The organism is Paraburkholderia steynii, from assembly GCF_900100565.1.
GTDB lineage: Bacteria > Pseudomonadota > Gammaproteobacteria > Burkholderiales > Burkholderiaceae > Paraburkholderia > Paraburkholderia terrae.
The window spans coordinates 64,540-78,135 of record NZ_FNDI01000010.1 but is presented as its reverse complement, the minus strand read 5'-3'; the positions used below and the strand labels follow the sequence as shown (position 1 = coordinate 78,135).

Below are 13,596 nucleotides of genomic sequence, written 5' to 3'. Positions count from 1 at the left end.
CGGTGTTAGCCGCTTTCTTTTGCCTACTTTTCTTTGCGGCGGCAAAGAAAAGTAGGTGCCGCCCCGCACAGGGGCGACGCGTGAAGCACGCTAACAAATCGCGGATGCCAGCGCAAAGGCAAAAAACCAAACCGCCCGCGCCGCGAAGGCAAACGCAAATGCCCGCACAAAGACAAACCCGCCCGCGTCGCAGACAAAAAAATCAGCCAACAACTCGCTCAATAGCCTGCAGAGCAAGCAAAGTAGCATCAGCAGCACAACAATCAACCACAACCCGCTCCGACATAGCCCGCAGCCACGTAAGCTGCCTCTTACACAACTGCCGCGTCGCAAAGACGCCTTTGTCCCGCATGGTGTCGTAATCGGTTTCGCCGTCGAGATACTCCCAGGCCTGCCTATACCCAACACACCGCATGGAAGGCAACCCCGGATGCAAATCCCCGCGCGCGCGCAGCCGCTTCACCTCATCAACAAACCCAGCCGCAAGCATCGCATCAAACCGCGCCGCAATACGCGCATGCAGCACGCTCCGATCAGAAGGCTCCAGCGCAATCGGAACGAATCGATAAAGCCGCGCTGCATCATCATCGCGCGCGGGCGCGGCGAGCAACGCCGACATCGGTTGCCCCGTCAGCATGAACACTTCGAGTGCGCGCTGGATGCGCTGCGAATCGTTCGGCGCGAGGCGCGCGGCCGTGACGGAATCGACAGCCGCGAGGCGCGCATGCAGCGCCGGCCAGCCTTCGCGCGCGGCATCGGCATCGAGCGTCGCGCGCACGTCGGGATCGGCGGCAGGCAGGTCGTTCAGCCCTTGCGTCAACGCCTTGTAGTACAGCATCGTGCCGCCAACCAGCAACGGCACATTCCCGCGCGCAATGATCTCGCCGACCAGCCGCAACGCATCGGCGCGGAAATCGGCGGCCGAGTAAGCATCGACGGGATCGACGATATCGATCAGATGGTGAGGCGCGACGGCGCGTTCCTCCGCCGATGGCTTCGCAGTGCCGATATCCATCTCGCGATACACCAGCGCCGAATCGACACTGACGATCTCGACAGGCGCGCGCGCAGCGAACGCTAATGCGGCCGCCGTCTTGCCGGAAGCGGTCGGGCCGAGCAGGCAGGCGATCGGTTGGGGGGCGTGCTGCGTCATGAAAGGCGTGATGGCAGGCGTGGCGACAAACGTAAGCGAAAACGCAAAACGGACCCGCTCACTGTCCGCGCATGAACAGCCGATCGAGATCGGCAAGCGTCAACTGATACCAGGTCGGGCGCCCGTGATTGCACTGGTCCGCGCGCTCCGTCGCTTCCATCTGGCGCAACAGCGCATTCATTTCGTCGAGCGTGAGGCGTCGGTTCGCGCGCACCGCGTGATGGCAGGCAAGCGTGCCAAGCAGTTCGTGCTGGCGCTCGGTAAGCACGCGCGAGCCGCCGTACGCGTGCAGATCGGATAGCACCGCGCGCGCCAGCGCCTGCAAATCGGCATCCTTCAGCAGCGCGGGGACGGCGCGAATCGCGATGGTTGTCGGCGACAGCACGGCCAGATCGAAGCCAAGGGCATCGAGCGTCTCGCGCTCCTCCTCGACGACGCCGATCTCGACCCCGTCAGCCGGCATCGACACGGGAATCAACAGCGGCTGCACGGCGATCGCGCGGTCCACGAGCGCGTTCTTGAACTGCTCGTACAGAATCCGCTCGTGCGCCGCGTGCATATCGACGATCACCAATCCGCGCGCGTTCTGCGCAAGCACGTAGATGCCGTGGATCTGGCCAAGCGCGAAGCCGAGCGGCTGTTCGTCGTTCGCGTCGAAACTCTGCGGCGCGATGGCCGACTGAGGCGCCAAACCCGTGAAACCTGCAAAGCCCGCGGCAGGCGCAGACGCACCATCATTCCCGACGGAATCCGCCGCGTCGCGCAGCTCAAAAGACGTCGTGCCTTGCGGGGTGCCCGCGCCCGTGTCCTTGCGGCCGAACAACGCGTCGTAAAGCGCGAGCGGCTGCGCGACGGGCAGCGTGCCTTGCGTCATGCGCGCTTGGCGCAGCCAGGTATTGCCCGGTTGCGAACTGCCGCCATCGCTGACCCGGAAACCGCCGCCAAGCGGCGTTGAGCCGAAAGAACCGGGCGTGGTGGAAGTTGCGGGCGTTGCCGGCGACGCAAAAGGCATCGGATCGATGCGCGCAGCATGTCCACCCGACGTCGTTTCCGGCGATGCGCCCGCGTGCCGCGCGAGCGATCGCTGCACGGCATGGAACACGAACTGGTGAATTGAACGCGAATCGCGAAAGCGCACTTCGATCTTCGACGGATGCACGTTCACGTCGACGGCCTCGGGCGGCAGATCGAGGAACAGCACATACGACGGATAACGGTCGCCGTGCAGCACGTCTTCATAAGCGGCACGCACGGCGTGCGTGAGCAGCTTGTCGCGCACGAAGCGGCCGTTGACGAAGAAATACTGCTGGTCGGCGCGTCCGCGGCTCGCGGTCGGCAGACCGGCGCAGCCGTAGACGGCAAGCGGTCCCGCCGATTCATCGAGCGGCAAATGCGCAGTCGCGAACGTCTCGCCGAGAATCTTCGCGACGCGCGTGGCGGGATCGCTGGCGTTCCAGTGCTCGACGGCGCGGCCGTTATGCAGCACCGAAATCGCGACATCGGGCCGCGCGAGCGCCGCGCGCCGGATCATCTCCAGGCAATGGCCGAGTTCGGTCTGTTCGCTCTTGAGGAATTTGCGGCGCGCGGGCGTGTTGAAGTACAGCTCGCGCACTTCGATCGTCGTGCCGCGCGTGCCCGCCGCAGGCGACAACGCGCCCGTCTGCGCGTCGATGCGCGTAGCGTGCGAATCGTTCTCCGTGCGGCTCGTGATGTGCATATCCGACACCGACGCGATCGACGCCAGCGCTTCGCCGCGAAACCCGAGTGTCGCCACGGCTTCGAGTTCGGCGAGCGAGCGGATCTTGCTGGTCGCGTGACGCATCAGCGCGAGCGCGAGCTCGCCTTCGGGAATGCCGCAGCCGTCGTCGGTGATCGAGATGCGTTTGACGCCGCCTTCGTCGAGCAGGATGCGCAGCGTCTTCGCGCCTGCGTCGAGCGCATTTTCGAGCAATTCCTTCACCACCGACGCCGGCCGCTCGACCACTTCGCCCGCGGCGATCTGGCTGATCAGCTGGTCGGGCAGCGGCTGGATCGCGCGCAGCGGACGCGGCGTAAGGGCGCTTTCGGCTGCGCTTGCGTCGCGGCTGGACACCGGGCTCGGCGCGTCATGTGCGTCGGCGGGCGCGTCGGCACGCGTTTCGGAAGATTCGGGGATCGCGGACATGGCGAAATTATAGCGATTCGTCGCAGATCGTCTGAACGTGCAGACAACGGACGACATTTTTTAAGGTCGTCATGGCACTTTCGGTATCATGGCGCGGTCAATTTCCTGCCTCGGAACGCTTCGTCACTGCCGTGACCTGCGTGAGGCGCGCCATACGGGACGGGCAGTCGAGACGGGCCGCCGTCCACGTCATGCCAGCCATCTGCTTTTAAAAGGACGACCTTTGGACACGCTGCTGCAATTCGTCAATCTTGTCCTGCACATCGACAAGTTTCTGGGAGTCTTCATCCATCAGTACGGCGCGTGGGTCTACGCGGTACTGTTCCTCATCGTATTCTGCGAGACGGGCCTCGTCGTGCTGCCGTTCCTGCCCGGCGACTCGCTGCTGTTCATCGGCGGGGCATTCTGCGCGACGGGCGAAATGAACATCGAGCTGCTGATCGTGCTGCTGCTGGTGGCGGCCGTGCTCGGTAACACGGTGAACTACATGATTGGCCGAGCAATCGGGCCGAAGGTGTTCGACTCGCACATACCCGTGCTCGAACGGTTCCTCGATCGTGAGGCGCTGCGCAAGACGCACAATTTCTACGAGCGCCACGGCGGCAAGACCATCGTGCTCGCGCGTTTCATTCCCGTTGTGCGGACCTTTGCGCCGTTCGTCGCGGGCGCGTCGCAAATGAGCGTCAAGCGGTTCCAGTTCTTCAACGTCGCGGGCGCGCTGTTCTGGGTGCTGCTGCTGACGCTGCTCGGTTTCTTCTTTGGCAATATTCCGTTTATCCGCCAGTATCTGAATGTGATCGTGCTGGTCGGTATCGGCGCCGCCGTGGTGCCCGTCGTGCTCGGCGCGTTGTGGAAGGTCATGCGCAGCAAGCGTCAGCCGGAGCGCTCGGCCGGTAACAACACTGGGCATTGACGAGGGCGAACAGCAGGCATCCGTACGCGATGCCTGCTGCGCACAAGGTTCAATCGGACCACCCGATCAATCGCAGCAGAAATGCTACGGCGCCACACGCCGCACGACAGGTGTTTCCGGCGTCGGATAGCCCGCTTCGCGGAACGTTTCGATGATCGCGCGGTTGGTGTCGAAATACACCTGCCAGTAGTTGTCGTTGTGCGTGTAAGGCCGCACGCACAGTAGCGGACCTTCCGGCGTGAACGACAGCACTTCGATATCGGGCGGCGGGCTTTCGGACACATTCGGAATCTTCGTAACGGCGGCCCGCAACCGGTTCGCCGCATCGATGGGATCGACGCCGTTCGCGACCTTCGCCGTCAACTCGACGCGCCGCACCGGCTGCGCGCTGAAATTGGAAATGATGCCCGAGAAGATCGTGTTGTTGCCGACGATGGTCAGCACGTTGTCAGGCGTGACGATCGTGGTGCCGAACAGGCCGAGTTCCTGAACCGTGCCCGTCACGCCGCCCGCCGTCACGAAATCGCCGACCTTGAACGGTCGCAGCACCTGCATGAAGATGCCCGCCGCGAAATGCGCGAGCAGACCGCCCCACGCGGTGCCGATCGCGAGACCGAGGCCCGCGAGCAGCGCGGCGAACGACGTGGTCTGCACGCCGAACACCTGCAGGATCGCGAGTATCAGGATCAGATTCAGAAGCGCGCCGAGGATCGAGCCAAGGTAGTGCGCAAGCGTCGGATCGACCTTGCTGTTGCGCGCGAGCGCCTTGCGCAGCAGGCCGATGACGAGCCCAATCACCCATCGCCCGACGATCCACAGGACGATTGCACCGAGTACCTCGGTCCCGAAGTCGATGCCCCGGGTCATCAGAAAGACGCGTACGGCTTCGATATCCACGATTCCCTCGCTTGAGTCGGTTCGTATGACTGACTGCGTGCATGCGACGGCGGTGGACGCGAGGCGGACCAGCAGAGCGGACGCCGCGTCCATCGCTTGTGCTACACGACGTTGTTATCCGTACGGCGAACGGCTTGAGCGGGCAGGTTGCCCGATATGCGAGAAACGGCGGCGCTGTTGCCGCCGCTTGCAATCATCGACTGTTATAGGCGATGACGCGGCCGTCAGCAAGACATATTCCCGGCTGAGAACGGCCCGCGCCAGTCGTCGTCAATTGGCGGAAGGCGACGTGCGGATGACGGTGCGTGCGTCGGCGCGTCCGGCTGCCTTGCGGCTGCGCATGCGCGACAGCCCGATGGCGATGCCGCATGCCGTCACATAGGCGGCAAGACGCGGAATGAACGCTTGCACGGTGCTGAACTTGCCATAGCGCGCCTGCGAATCGGCGAACACCAGAAAGGTCAATGCCGCATCGAACAGCAGCGCGATCGCGACGAATACGACGAACACCAGATAGCCGTTCGGTTTCGCGTCGGGCCTCATCCAGTTGATCACGCAACATGCTGTCAGCAGCACGGCGAGGATGATCAGGTTCGAAATGAGATCGAGCAGGAAATTGATCATGACGTTGAGATGAGAACGTTCTTTTACGAATGCCCGCTCGCAGGGTGACGTCGATGTGCAGTCACCACATGGGCATGGCGGCGCGATCATTGCACGTCTTTCCATCTCGATAAATGCAAATATCTGGACTCCAGAACAAGGCGTGGGCGACGCACGACACGCGATGCTTTTTCTCAACGGTTTGTGCCGTCAAATGTAAAAAAGGGTCTCCGGTTGCCCGGAGACCCTTGTCGGTTTGGCGACGACAGCGAACGTCCCGCTGTCCCGCCTGGTGTAGGAAGCTCGCTATTGCCTGGGCGACGCAGCCGGCGCGAAATCTTCCGCGTCGACGTCGTAGCCCGACGGCTCCCAGCGGATCGCGAGCAGCGCAATGAGGCCGCACAGCGGCGCGACGGCGATGATCCAGAACACGCGCGTATGCAGCGCGGCGGCGAGCACGGGGAACAGGAACAGCGAGACGGTCGAGCTTGCGCGTATTAGCGTCTGGTTGAAGCCGACGCCGACGCCGCGCAGCGAAGTCGGATAGCTCAGCGAAGCGAACGTCATGCTGTGCGAGCCCGGCCCGAAGCCCTGGCCGAACAGGAACAGCGCGAGCATCGCGATCGCGGTGGCGACCTGCACGCCGCCCGCCGGCTTGCCGACCACTGCAAGACCGACCAGCGCGACGAGCTGGCACGCGTAGCCGAGCACCGTCATGTTCCATGCACCGAACTTCGGCACCGTGCGCACCGCGATGACGCCGCCGACGAACGCGAACGCGAGATTGAGCACGAGCGAGGCAAGAATCGTCGTGAGCATCGACTGCGCGAGGAAGCTCGAGATGATCACCGGCAAGCCGAATGCGACCGCGTTATACGCAAACGACGACGCGATCGCGATGACCGTCGCGAGCACCGTGCGCTTCAGATAGACGCCCTTGAGCAGCGTGCCGTAGTTCTTCCACGACGCCGTGCGCACGTGGCTCTGTTTCGCCTTCGCGGCGGCGTCCGGCGCGACGTCCGCGTCGATGCCGTACGAGCGCTTGAGAATCTGCGCGGCGCCGTTCAGATCGCCCTGATTCGCGGCCCATACGGGCGACTCGCTGATATAGCGGCTGCGGATCAGGATGATGACGATCGCGGGCACGGCGCCAAAGCCGAGAATCAGACGCCATAGCAGAGGCTGATGGCTCTCCGGCAAGGTCGCATAGAACGCCAGCACGAGCAGATACGACACGCTGATGGCCGCATACCAGACGGGGCACCACATCGCGACGCGCGAGGCCTTGTTGCCCTTGCCTTGCAGCCGCGAGAACTCGGCGAGAAACGCCATCGCGACGGGCAGGTCGATGCCGACGCCGAGACCCATCACGAAGCACGCACCGCCAAGCACCCACGCGTTCGGCGCGAATGCGCAGGCGAGTGCCGCGATCACGAAGAAGAACATGTCGGCCATGAACACGCGATAACGGCCGATGCGGTCGGTCAGAAAGCCCCCGAGAAACGCGCCGACGATCGCGCCGAACGTGATCGCAGAAGCGACGAAGCCGGTGCCGGCGGGTGTTAGCGAGAATTCGCGCGCGACGTCCTTGAGGCCGAACGCGAGCGCGCCGAGATCGTAGGCATCGAGAAACACGCCGCCGAGCGCAATCGCGACGACGATACGCGCGTCGCTGCCGATGGCGGCGCCCTGGTTGACGAGTGCCGATACATCGGCGGCGGAACGGATGACAGGCTTGTTGTGTGCGCGGGAGGATGCTTGCGCGACGCCTGTTTCGGGCGCGAGAACGGTGGACATTCGGCTGGTGCGCGCAAAACGCGCAAAAGGGGCGAATCGTACTGGCGCCTGGCCGGTGCCGCCAACGTTATTTTTGTTATTAGCTCATGCCCGCGTTGATGCGGGATGAATCGTCCCAAATACGGGAGTGCGAACCGGCGCGCGGCCGGGATCAGCTCTTCGACATGCTGTGCCGGTGGGCCGCGCGATAGTCGGTCGGGGAAATGGATAGACGCTTGCGGAAGATCTTCGCGAGCCCGTCGCCGCTACGCACGCCGCAGCGCCGCGCGATCCCGTCGATCGACATGTCGGTCTCCGTCAGCAGCAGGCAGCTCGCGTCGAGCCGCGCGCGCAACAGGTATTCCGACGGCGTGAGCCCCACTTGCGCCTTGAAGCGCCGCAGGAAATTGCGCTCGCTCATCTTCGCGACTTCGGCGGCTTCCGCCACCGAAATGTGACGCGTGTAGTTCTCGCGGATCCAGTGCGCGGCCGTCGTGATCTTGCGGGTGATGCCCTTTTTTTCGTCGTCGTCGAGAATCGCATCGAGGCGCTTGGACGTGCCCGACAGCGCGCGCTCGGACACCAGCCGCGCGATCGGCGTGCCGTGATCGCGCTTGATGACCGTGAGCGCGGCCGCGATCGAACGCACGGGCGCGTCGACGTCGATCGAGGCGCCGGGCTCGATGTGCCATTGCGTGTCGTGTACGACGGGGGCGACGGGTGCGCCTGAGTCGTCGGTTGCGCCCGACATGCTGCGCCAGCCGCGCCGCTCGAAGGCGAGATCGGCGGCCGCGAGCACGCCGAGGCCCTCGTCGAGCCCCTTGACGACGCGGATTTTCGGCGCGATCGCGCGCAGGCGCCGGATCAGCCGCTCGTTCACCTTCGCGCGGGACGCGCCCGGACCACCGACGATGAACATCGTGTCGAAGCCGTTCAGCAGCGGTCCATTGAGGCTTTCCGTCCACACGCGCAGCGAACAGCTGCTGACGACGCTGCCGCCCATTTCGGACAGCATCACGATCGAATAGGAGGGTTCGACACCCACACCCTCAAGGCCGGACTGGTCGGCCTGTGCTTCGTTGGCGAGTCGGAACGCGTCAGCGAGCAGACACACGTCGCTCAGCGGAAATCGTTCAAAAACGAGAATGCCGATACGTTTGACCATGTGCCCGACATTGACGACTGCGCTCGACGAGGTTGAATCCATCCATCGACTCACCGCGTGCTCATATCGCATCGTCTGTCTCCAGTGCCGAGGACGGCGAAAGAATAAAGGTCTGCGTGCCTTGGGTCCATCATAGGCCCAGGTTTTTAAGGCCTGGCGGTTTGAGTCGGAAAATACCGAGAAGTTGGCAGATCGGCTCGATATTCGCGGAATACGCTGGCGTATCGATGCTTATCAAACCACTCAAAAGAGGCGCGAGCATGCTCAGCATACGCAAGGCGGTGTTCCCCGTGGCCGGTCTCGGCACCCGATTCCTCCCCGCGACGAAGGCGAGCCCGAAAGAGATGCTGCCCGTCGTCGACAAGCCGCTGATCCAGTACGCGGTCGAGGAGGCGATTGCGGCGGGCATCACCGAGATGATCTTCGTCACGGGGCGTAGCAAGCGCGCGATCGAGGACCATTTCGACAAGTCCTACGAGGTCGAGTGCGAGCTGCTCGCGCGTGGCAAGCTCGCGTTGCTGGAACTGGTGCAGAACATCAAGCCGAGCCATGTCGAATGCTGCTATGTGCGCCAGCCGGAGCCGCTTGGGCTCGGCCACGCGGTGCTGTGCGCGGAAAAGCTGGTCGGCGACGAGCCGTTCGCCGTGATCCTCGCCGACGACCTGCTCGACGGCGAGCCGCCCGTTCTGTCGCAAATGGTGAGCCTTTTCAATCACTATCATTGCTCGATTGTCGGTGTCGAGGAGATCGGCAAGCAGGAATCGCGCTCGTATGGCGTGATCGATGGCAAGCGCTGGGACGACCGGCTCTTCAAGATGTCGGGCATCGTCGAAAAGCCCGCGCCGGAGGACGCGCCGTCGAATCTCGGCGTCGTGGGCCGTTACGTGCTGATGCCCGCGGTATTCGATCATCTGCGCCGCCAGCGCGCGGGTGCGGGCGGCGAGATCCAGCTGACGGATGCGATCCAGTCGCTGCTCGGCTCGGAACAGGCGCTCGCCTACCAGTACCGCGGCAAGCGCTTCGACTGCGGCAGCAAGCTCGGCTATCTGAAGGCGACGGTCGAGTTCGCGTTGCGCCATCCCGAAGTGAAAGATGCGTTCGATGCCTATCTGCGCGGCCGCATGCAAGGTGCAATCGCCGCGAACGGCGAGGGCGTGCAGGAGGAGTTGGCGGAACTGTTGAGCCGGGTCTGATTCCGGCGTGGTTACGCGTGGCGCGGCGGCTTGAGCCGCCGCGCCTTTTTCATGCACAGACGTCGCCCGCCGACGAACCCCGCTTGCGGACTCAGCGGAAATACGCCTTGGTGTTTTCGTGCACGTCGTCGCGCGCGAGCAGCGCTTCGGGCGTGAGCCAGATATAGCGGCTGTGCTGATCGAAGCGCCCAACGGACGTCGTATTCTCGAGCGTCAGAAAATACGCGATCACGACATAATGCGTCGTGATCTTGTCCGCGCCGGCGAAGTTGTCTTTATAAAGGTGTTCGAACAGACCGCCGAAACGCGCGGCCGAGCGCTCCATCCCCGAGATGCCGAGTTCCGCGTCGACGATGCGCGTGAACGCCGCGTCAAGCCTCTCGTTCTTGCAGATCCGCCCGCCCGGCACGAACCAGGTGCCGAGCGCCGGGCGATTACGCCGATGCCCGACGAGCACTCGCCCCGCGTAGTCGGACACGATCAGGTCGATCGACACGAGCGGTGTCATCCTGACGACCTGGAGAAAATCGCCTGCTTCGAGATAATCGGCACACGTGGCGGCCATGTCTCTCTCTCGTCATGTAGTCTTGTTTAATGGATGCAGCCAAACGGGATGCAGCACAATGCCCGTCACACGCGTCGCACGTGTGACGGGCGGCCGGCGTGTTCGGCCGGCTTGCCTGTCTATTGATCGTGATCGCTGGCGAACAGCCGCGACGTGGTGCCGAACAGAAGGGCGATGGCAACGGCGACACCCACGCCAAGCAGCAGCCAGGACGCCAGCATTGCGACCACCATCACCATGATCCAGCCCAAACCGGTCATTCCGCCGCTCCGTCGTCATGGCCCCGATGGCTTGCGCTGCGTGACACGCGCATGACGCGCAGCTTGCAGCATTTGCACAGAGTCTAGACGTAGCAATAAAACGCGGTTCTGTCGTCTGACGCCTAAATGCCGTCTTGTATGGCCAAAGTGAAAGGTGGCGCGTGCGCGCGTGCTGCGCGCCGTTTTGCGCGCGCTTCGTCGCGGCAATTACGGCGACTACGAGGGCGGTTAGGGCGCGACGTAGCCCGCCGGCGTCGTGACGTTGGCCTTCATCACGGCGACATTCGACGACACGACATACACGGGCGTCTCCGTCAGCGTGAGCGACACGTAACCATCTTCGTACGACACGCTCGACGGATTGCCCATCATGTCGAACACCGTGACCTTGCCCGCGGTGCCCGGCGCATCCACCTGCAGACGCCATGCAACGCCCGCCGTCGGGTCGAAGTGAGTCGACTTGTTCCACTTTGCGTTGTCGTGCGTCCAGGCGGCCGTGACGACTTTGCCGTTGTTCAGGCGCTGGAACGCGTACGCGTAGACGCCCGCAGGCGTGCGCCTGACGGGCCCGAGCGTGGCCGTGCCGTCGATCAGCCGCGTCATCGCGACAATCGCGGATGCGGCGGGCTTCGGGCTGACCGTGCTCGGACCGAACGCGCCCTTCGGATGTTCGAGATCGAAGAACACGCCGTAGCCAGGCGTCGCAGCGGGCGAGTCGTTCGAATAGAAGATGTAGGTCATGTCGGCGCCTTCGCCGAGCAGGATCAGATGCGTACGCGCGACGACGGCGCCTTGCGCGTACAGCACATCGTTGGGCGGATAGCGCGGGCCATACTCTTCGCCGACGTCGTAGCTGATGCCGGTCTCCGTTGCGAACAGCTTTGCGCCTGGCCGATACTGATCCGTCATCACGCGTCGCAAGGCGCGCATCGCGTTCGGCAGCGCGTATTGCGCCTGTTGCGGATTGCTGTCGTTCATCAGACGTTCGGGCGGATGCGACGGGCTGTTGCCGCCCGGATCGTAGTAGCCGTGAATGGCGATCCCGTCGAGATACTTAGCCAGGCCGAGCGGAGCGAGACGCTTGAGCCATTCGATATTGCCAACCACCGATCCAAACGTCGGGCCCATCACGACGGCGTTCGGATCGGTCGCATGAATGCCTTCATGCACGGACTTATATAGCTGGACGAAATTCGCATCGGTGTCGCGCCAGGGCAGGCCGCCTGCCAGATCGGGCTCCCATGTCACCTGGTAGTAGTTGCTCGATTGCGTTGGAAAGACTGTGTTGCGCACGCGGCTCGATTCAGTGCCGACGCGCTGCATGTATTCACGCAGCGCATCCGTCGACTTCGGCAGATAGCTATGCGTCTGCTTGCCTGTGGGGCTTGCCCAACCAGGAAAGCCATCGAGTTGTATCAGCCGCAGCAGGTCGCCTTTGCGGAACCACGGCGCAAGTTGTCGCGTGGCGGGATTGAAGGTGTCCGCGCGGTCGGGTTCTTCCTTGTACCAGTTACGGTTGTCGTTGACCCAGGTGAGGCCGAGCCGCGTATAGAGCGGACGATAGCCGTCGCCGTCGCAGCAGCGCTGGCCGGGTCCGACGAACGCGCCGCCCTGGCCGCCGAAGCGATGCAGGTCCGCGTGCGCGTAATGCACGGGCGGCACGCTCGCCGACACATCGGGCAGCACGCCGAATGTCGCGATGCCTTGCGGACGCGTGCCGCGCGCCGCCAGTTGCCCACGCGCCTTTTCCAATGATGCGGACAGCGCGAAGTATCCCGCTAACGAAGATTCGCAATTCAACGTCACCTGACGCGCGCCTTGCGCAACGCCATACGTGCCGCTTGCCTGCACGGTGCCCCATGCATCGCGGACTTTCCATGCGAGCTTGTCGTCGTGCGGCGCACGTGTCGTGATGACAATCTGGAACGAACGGTCGAGCGGAAAGAGACGCGTGCCGTCGCTTCCCGGTGTGTCTGCGTCGATGAGATCGCCCTGTGCGTTCGCAGCCGCGACGTCCGACGATTTGTTACAACGGAGTCCTTGAGAATCATTCGCACGAATCGGCGCTTTCATGGGCCATTCGTTGTCTTCAGAGGCATCGCCCGTGGATGCTGTCGTGGCTTTGGCGGAAGCGGACGGGCTGGCTGAACCGTTCGCGCCCGCGATCCAGCATTGCTTGAGCTCGCCAGGCGCGGGGTCGCCGAATATCGCGTTGTTGCAAGGCGTGCCGTTCGTCAGCGACTTGACCGTGTTGTGCGTCTCGCTGCCATAACGCACGTCGCGCGTGCCGCTGAAGCTGCACGTGCCGCGCTCGTCTGCGCAATGCGTCCAGTTAGCAGGATTCTTCGCAGCCTGTTCGTTATCGGCCGATGCATTGTCACAGCCGCTCGCTATCGCAATGGAAACGACGAGCATTGCTACTCGCAAGCTCAACGAAACATTGTGTGAAAGAAGTGGCCGAAAATCTGATGCGCATCTCTTACCGACACTGTTATCGCCATCAGTCATTCTTCCCCCAAACGGTATTGATGACCGGTTACGCGCATATCCGCGACCCAGATTACACCGGTGAGTTAGCAGGAATTGGACGTTTCCTAGTACATGGGCGCAACTTCGCTGGCGGATCGATACGAATGTTGCGTCGTCGCGACGCTTGTTCGTGGCGAGAATCGACTAATGCGGCGAAGTCACGCCGCATAAGGGCTGCAACGCCGGGAGACGGTGTTTGCGTGTCCGAATGAACCTGAATGTCTCGCCAAAATGGCAGTTTGACTGCACCTGGATAGCGCCATTGCGCCTCTCACTGGGGCCCAATGTTTCGTGTTTGAAACATTAATTGATTTATTTATGGCGACACTCAAAAAGGAATAGAAGAAATTATTTGGCGTGTCATTTCAGTTCTTATAA

Annotated in this window: 11 protein-coding genes; 2 read left to right on the top strand and 9 right to left on the bottom strand. The window is 63.1% G+C overall.

What is annotated here, in order from left to right; genetic code table 11:
• Positions 1-202: 202 nt before the first annotated feature.
• Both miaA and mutL read right to left on the bottom strand, forming a co-directional pair.
• Positions 203-1,153: a tRNA (adenosine(37)-N6)-dimethylallyltransferase MiaA gene (miaA, locus tag BLT65_RS19190; protein ID WP_091780232.1), complete on the bottom strand. Its 951-nt coding sequence runs from the start codon at positions 1,151-1,153 to the stop codon at positions 203-205.
• Between the two features lie 58 nt (positions 1,154-1,211).
• Positions 1,212-3,317, bottom strand: coding sequence for a DNA mismatch repair endonuclease MutL (gene mutL, locus BLT65_RS19185; protein ID WP_091779985.1), 2,106 nt, complete (start codon positions 3,315-3,317; stop codon positions 1,212-1,214).
• Between the two features lie 223 nt (positions 3,318-3,540).
• Between mutL and BLT65_RS19180 the strand changes: the two genes are divergently transcribed.
• Entirely contained in the window at positions 3,541-4,230 is a 690-nt protein-coding gene (locus tag BLT65_RS19180) for a DedA family protein (RefSeq protein WP_042310627.1), read from the top strand.
• Between the two features lie 84 nt (positions 4,231-4,314).
• Here BLT65_RS19180 and BLT65_RS19175 read toward each other — a convergent pair whose 3' ends face one another.
• The 4 genes from BLT65_RS19175 to BLT65_RS19160 all read right to left on the bottom strand — a co-directional run bounded on the left by BLT65_RS19175 (position 4,315) and on the right by BLT65_RS19160 (position 8,713).
• A complete protein-coding gene (locus tag BLT65_RS19175; RefSeq protein WP_091780229.1) occupies positions 4,315-5,127 on the bottom strand; it encodes a mechanosensitive ion channel family protein in 813 nt (270 codons plus the stop codon).
• 270 nt (positions 5,128-5,397) lie between these two features.
• A complete protein-coding gene (locus BLT65_RS19170) occupies positions 5,398-5,751 on the bottom strand; it encodes a hypothetical protein (RefSeq protein WP_091779982.1) in 354 nt (117 codons plus the stop codon).
• Between the two features lie 285 nt (positions 5,752-6,036).
• Positions 6,037-7,527 carry an MFS transporter gene (locus BLT65_RS19165; RefSeq protein ID WP_091779980.1) on the bottom strand — a complete coding sequence of 497 codons (1,491 nt, stop codon included), beginning with the start codon at positions 7,525-7,527 and terminating at the stop codon, positions 6,037-6,039.
• 151 nt (positions 7,528-7,678) lie between these two features.
• Positions 7,679-8,713 (bottom strand): GlxA family transcriptional regulator, encoded by a 1,035-nt coding sequence (locus BLT65_RS19160; protein ID WP_229512043.1) that lies wholly within the window; start codon positions 8,711-8,713, stop codon positions 7,679-7,681.
• 218 nt (positions 8,714-8,931) lie between these two features.
• On the opposite strand from BLT65_RS19160, the gene galU reads away from it, so the two are divergent.
• Complete coding sequence (gene galU / locus BLT65_RS19155; RefSeq protein ID WP_091779974.1) at positions 8,932-9,864, top strand: UTP--glucose-1-phosphate uridylyltransferase GalU; 933 nt, start codon at positions 8,932-8,934, stop codon at positions 9,862-9,864.
• A gap of 91 nt (positions 9,865-9,955) precedes the next feature.
• On the opposite strand, the gene BLT65_RS19150 is transcribed toward galU, so the two are convergent.
• The 3 genes from BLT65_RS19150 to BLT65_RS19145 all read right to left on the bottom strand — a co-directional run bounded on the left by BLT65_RS19150 (position 9,956) and on the right by BLT65_RS19145 (position 13,104).
• Entirely contained in the window at positions 9,956-10,429 is a 474-nt protein-coding gene (locus tag BLT65_RS19150) for a GDP-mannose mannosyl hydrolase (RefSeq protein WP_091779971.1), read from the bottom strand.
• A 119-nt stretch (positions 10,430-10,548) separates the two neighbouring features.
• On the bottom strand, positions 10,549-10,689 hold the full coding sequence (locus BLT65_RS47240; RefSeq protein ID WP_165904387.1) for a hypothetical protein: 141 nt from the start codon (positions 10,687-10,689) through the stop codon (positions 10,549-10,551).
• Positions 10,690-10,917: 228 nt separating this feature from the next.
• Positions 10,918-13,104, bottom strand: a complete 2,187-nt coding sequence (locus BLT65_RS19145; protein WP_091779968.1) for a glycoside hydrolase family protein — start codon at positions 13,102-13,104, stop codon at positions 10,918-10,920.
• Positions 13,105-13,596 lie beyond the last annotated feature (492 nt).

Coding starts and splice junctions, on each gene's coding strand:
- miaA (WP_091780232.1), bottom strand. CDS start 1,153: ATGACGCAGCACGCCCCCCAACCGATCGCCTGCCTGCTCGGCCCGACC.
- mutL (WP_091779985.1), bottom strand. CDS start 3,317: ATGTCCGCGATCCCCGAATCTTCCGAAACGCGTGCCGACGCGCCCGCC.
- BLT65_RS19170 (WP_091779982.1), bottom strand. CDS start 5,751: ATGATCAATTTCCTGCTCGATCTCATTTCGAACCTGATCATCCTCGCC.
- BLT65_RS19165 (WP_091779980.1), bottom strand. CDS start 7,527: ATGTCCACCGTTCTCGCGCCCGAAACAGGCGTCGCGCAAGCATCCTCC.
- BLT65_RS19160 (WP_229512043.1), bottom strand. CDS start 8,713: ATGGATTCAACCTCGTCGAGCGCAGTCGTCAATGTCGGGCACATGGTC.
- galU (WP_091779974.1), top strand. CDS start 8,932: ATGCTCAGCATACGCAAGGCGGTGTTCCCCGTGGCCGGTCTCGGCACC.
- BLT65_RS19150 (WP_091779971.1), bottom strand. CDS start 10,429: ATGGCCGCCACGTGTGCCGATTATCTCGAAGCAGGCGATTTTCTCCAG.
- BLT65_RS47240 (WP_165904387.1), bottom strand. CDS start 10,689: ATGACCGGTTTGGGCTGGATCATGGTGATGGTGGTCGCAATGCTGGCG.
- BLT65_RS19145 (WP_091779968.1), bottom strand. CDS start 13,104: ATGCTCGTCGTTTCCATTGCGATAGCGAGCGGCTGTGACAATGCATCG.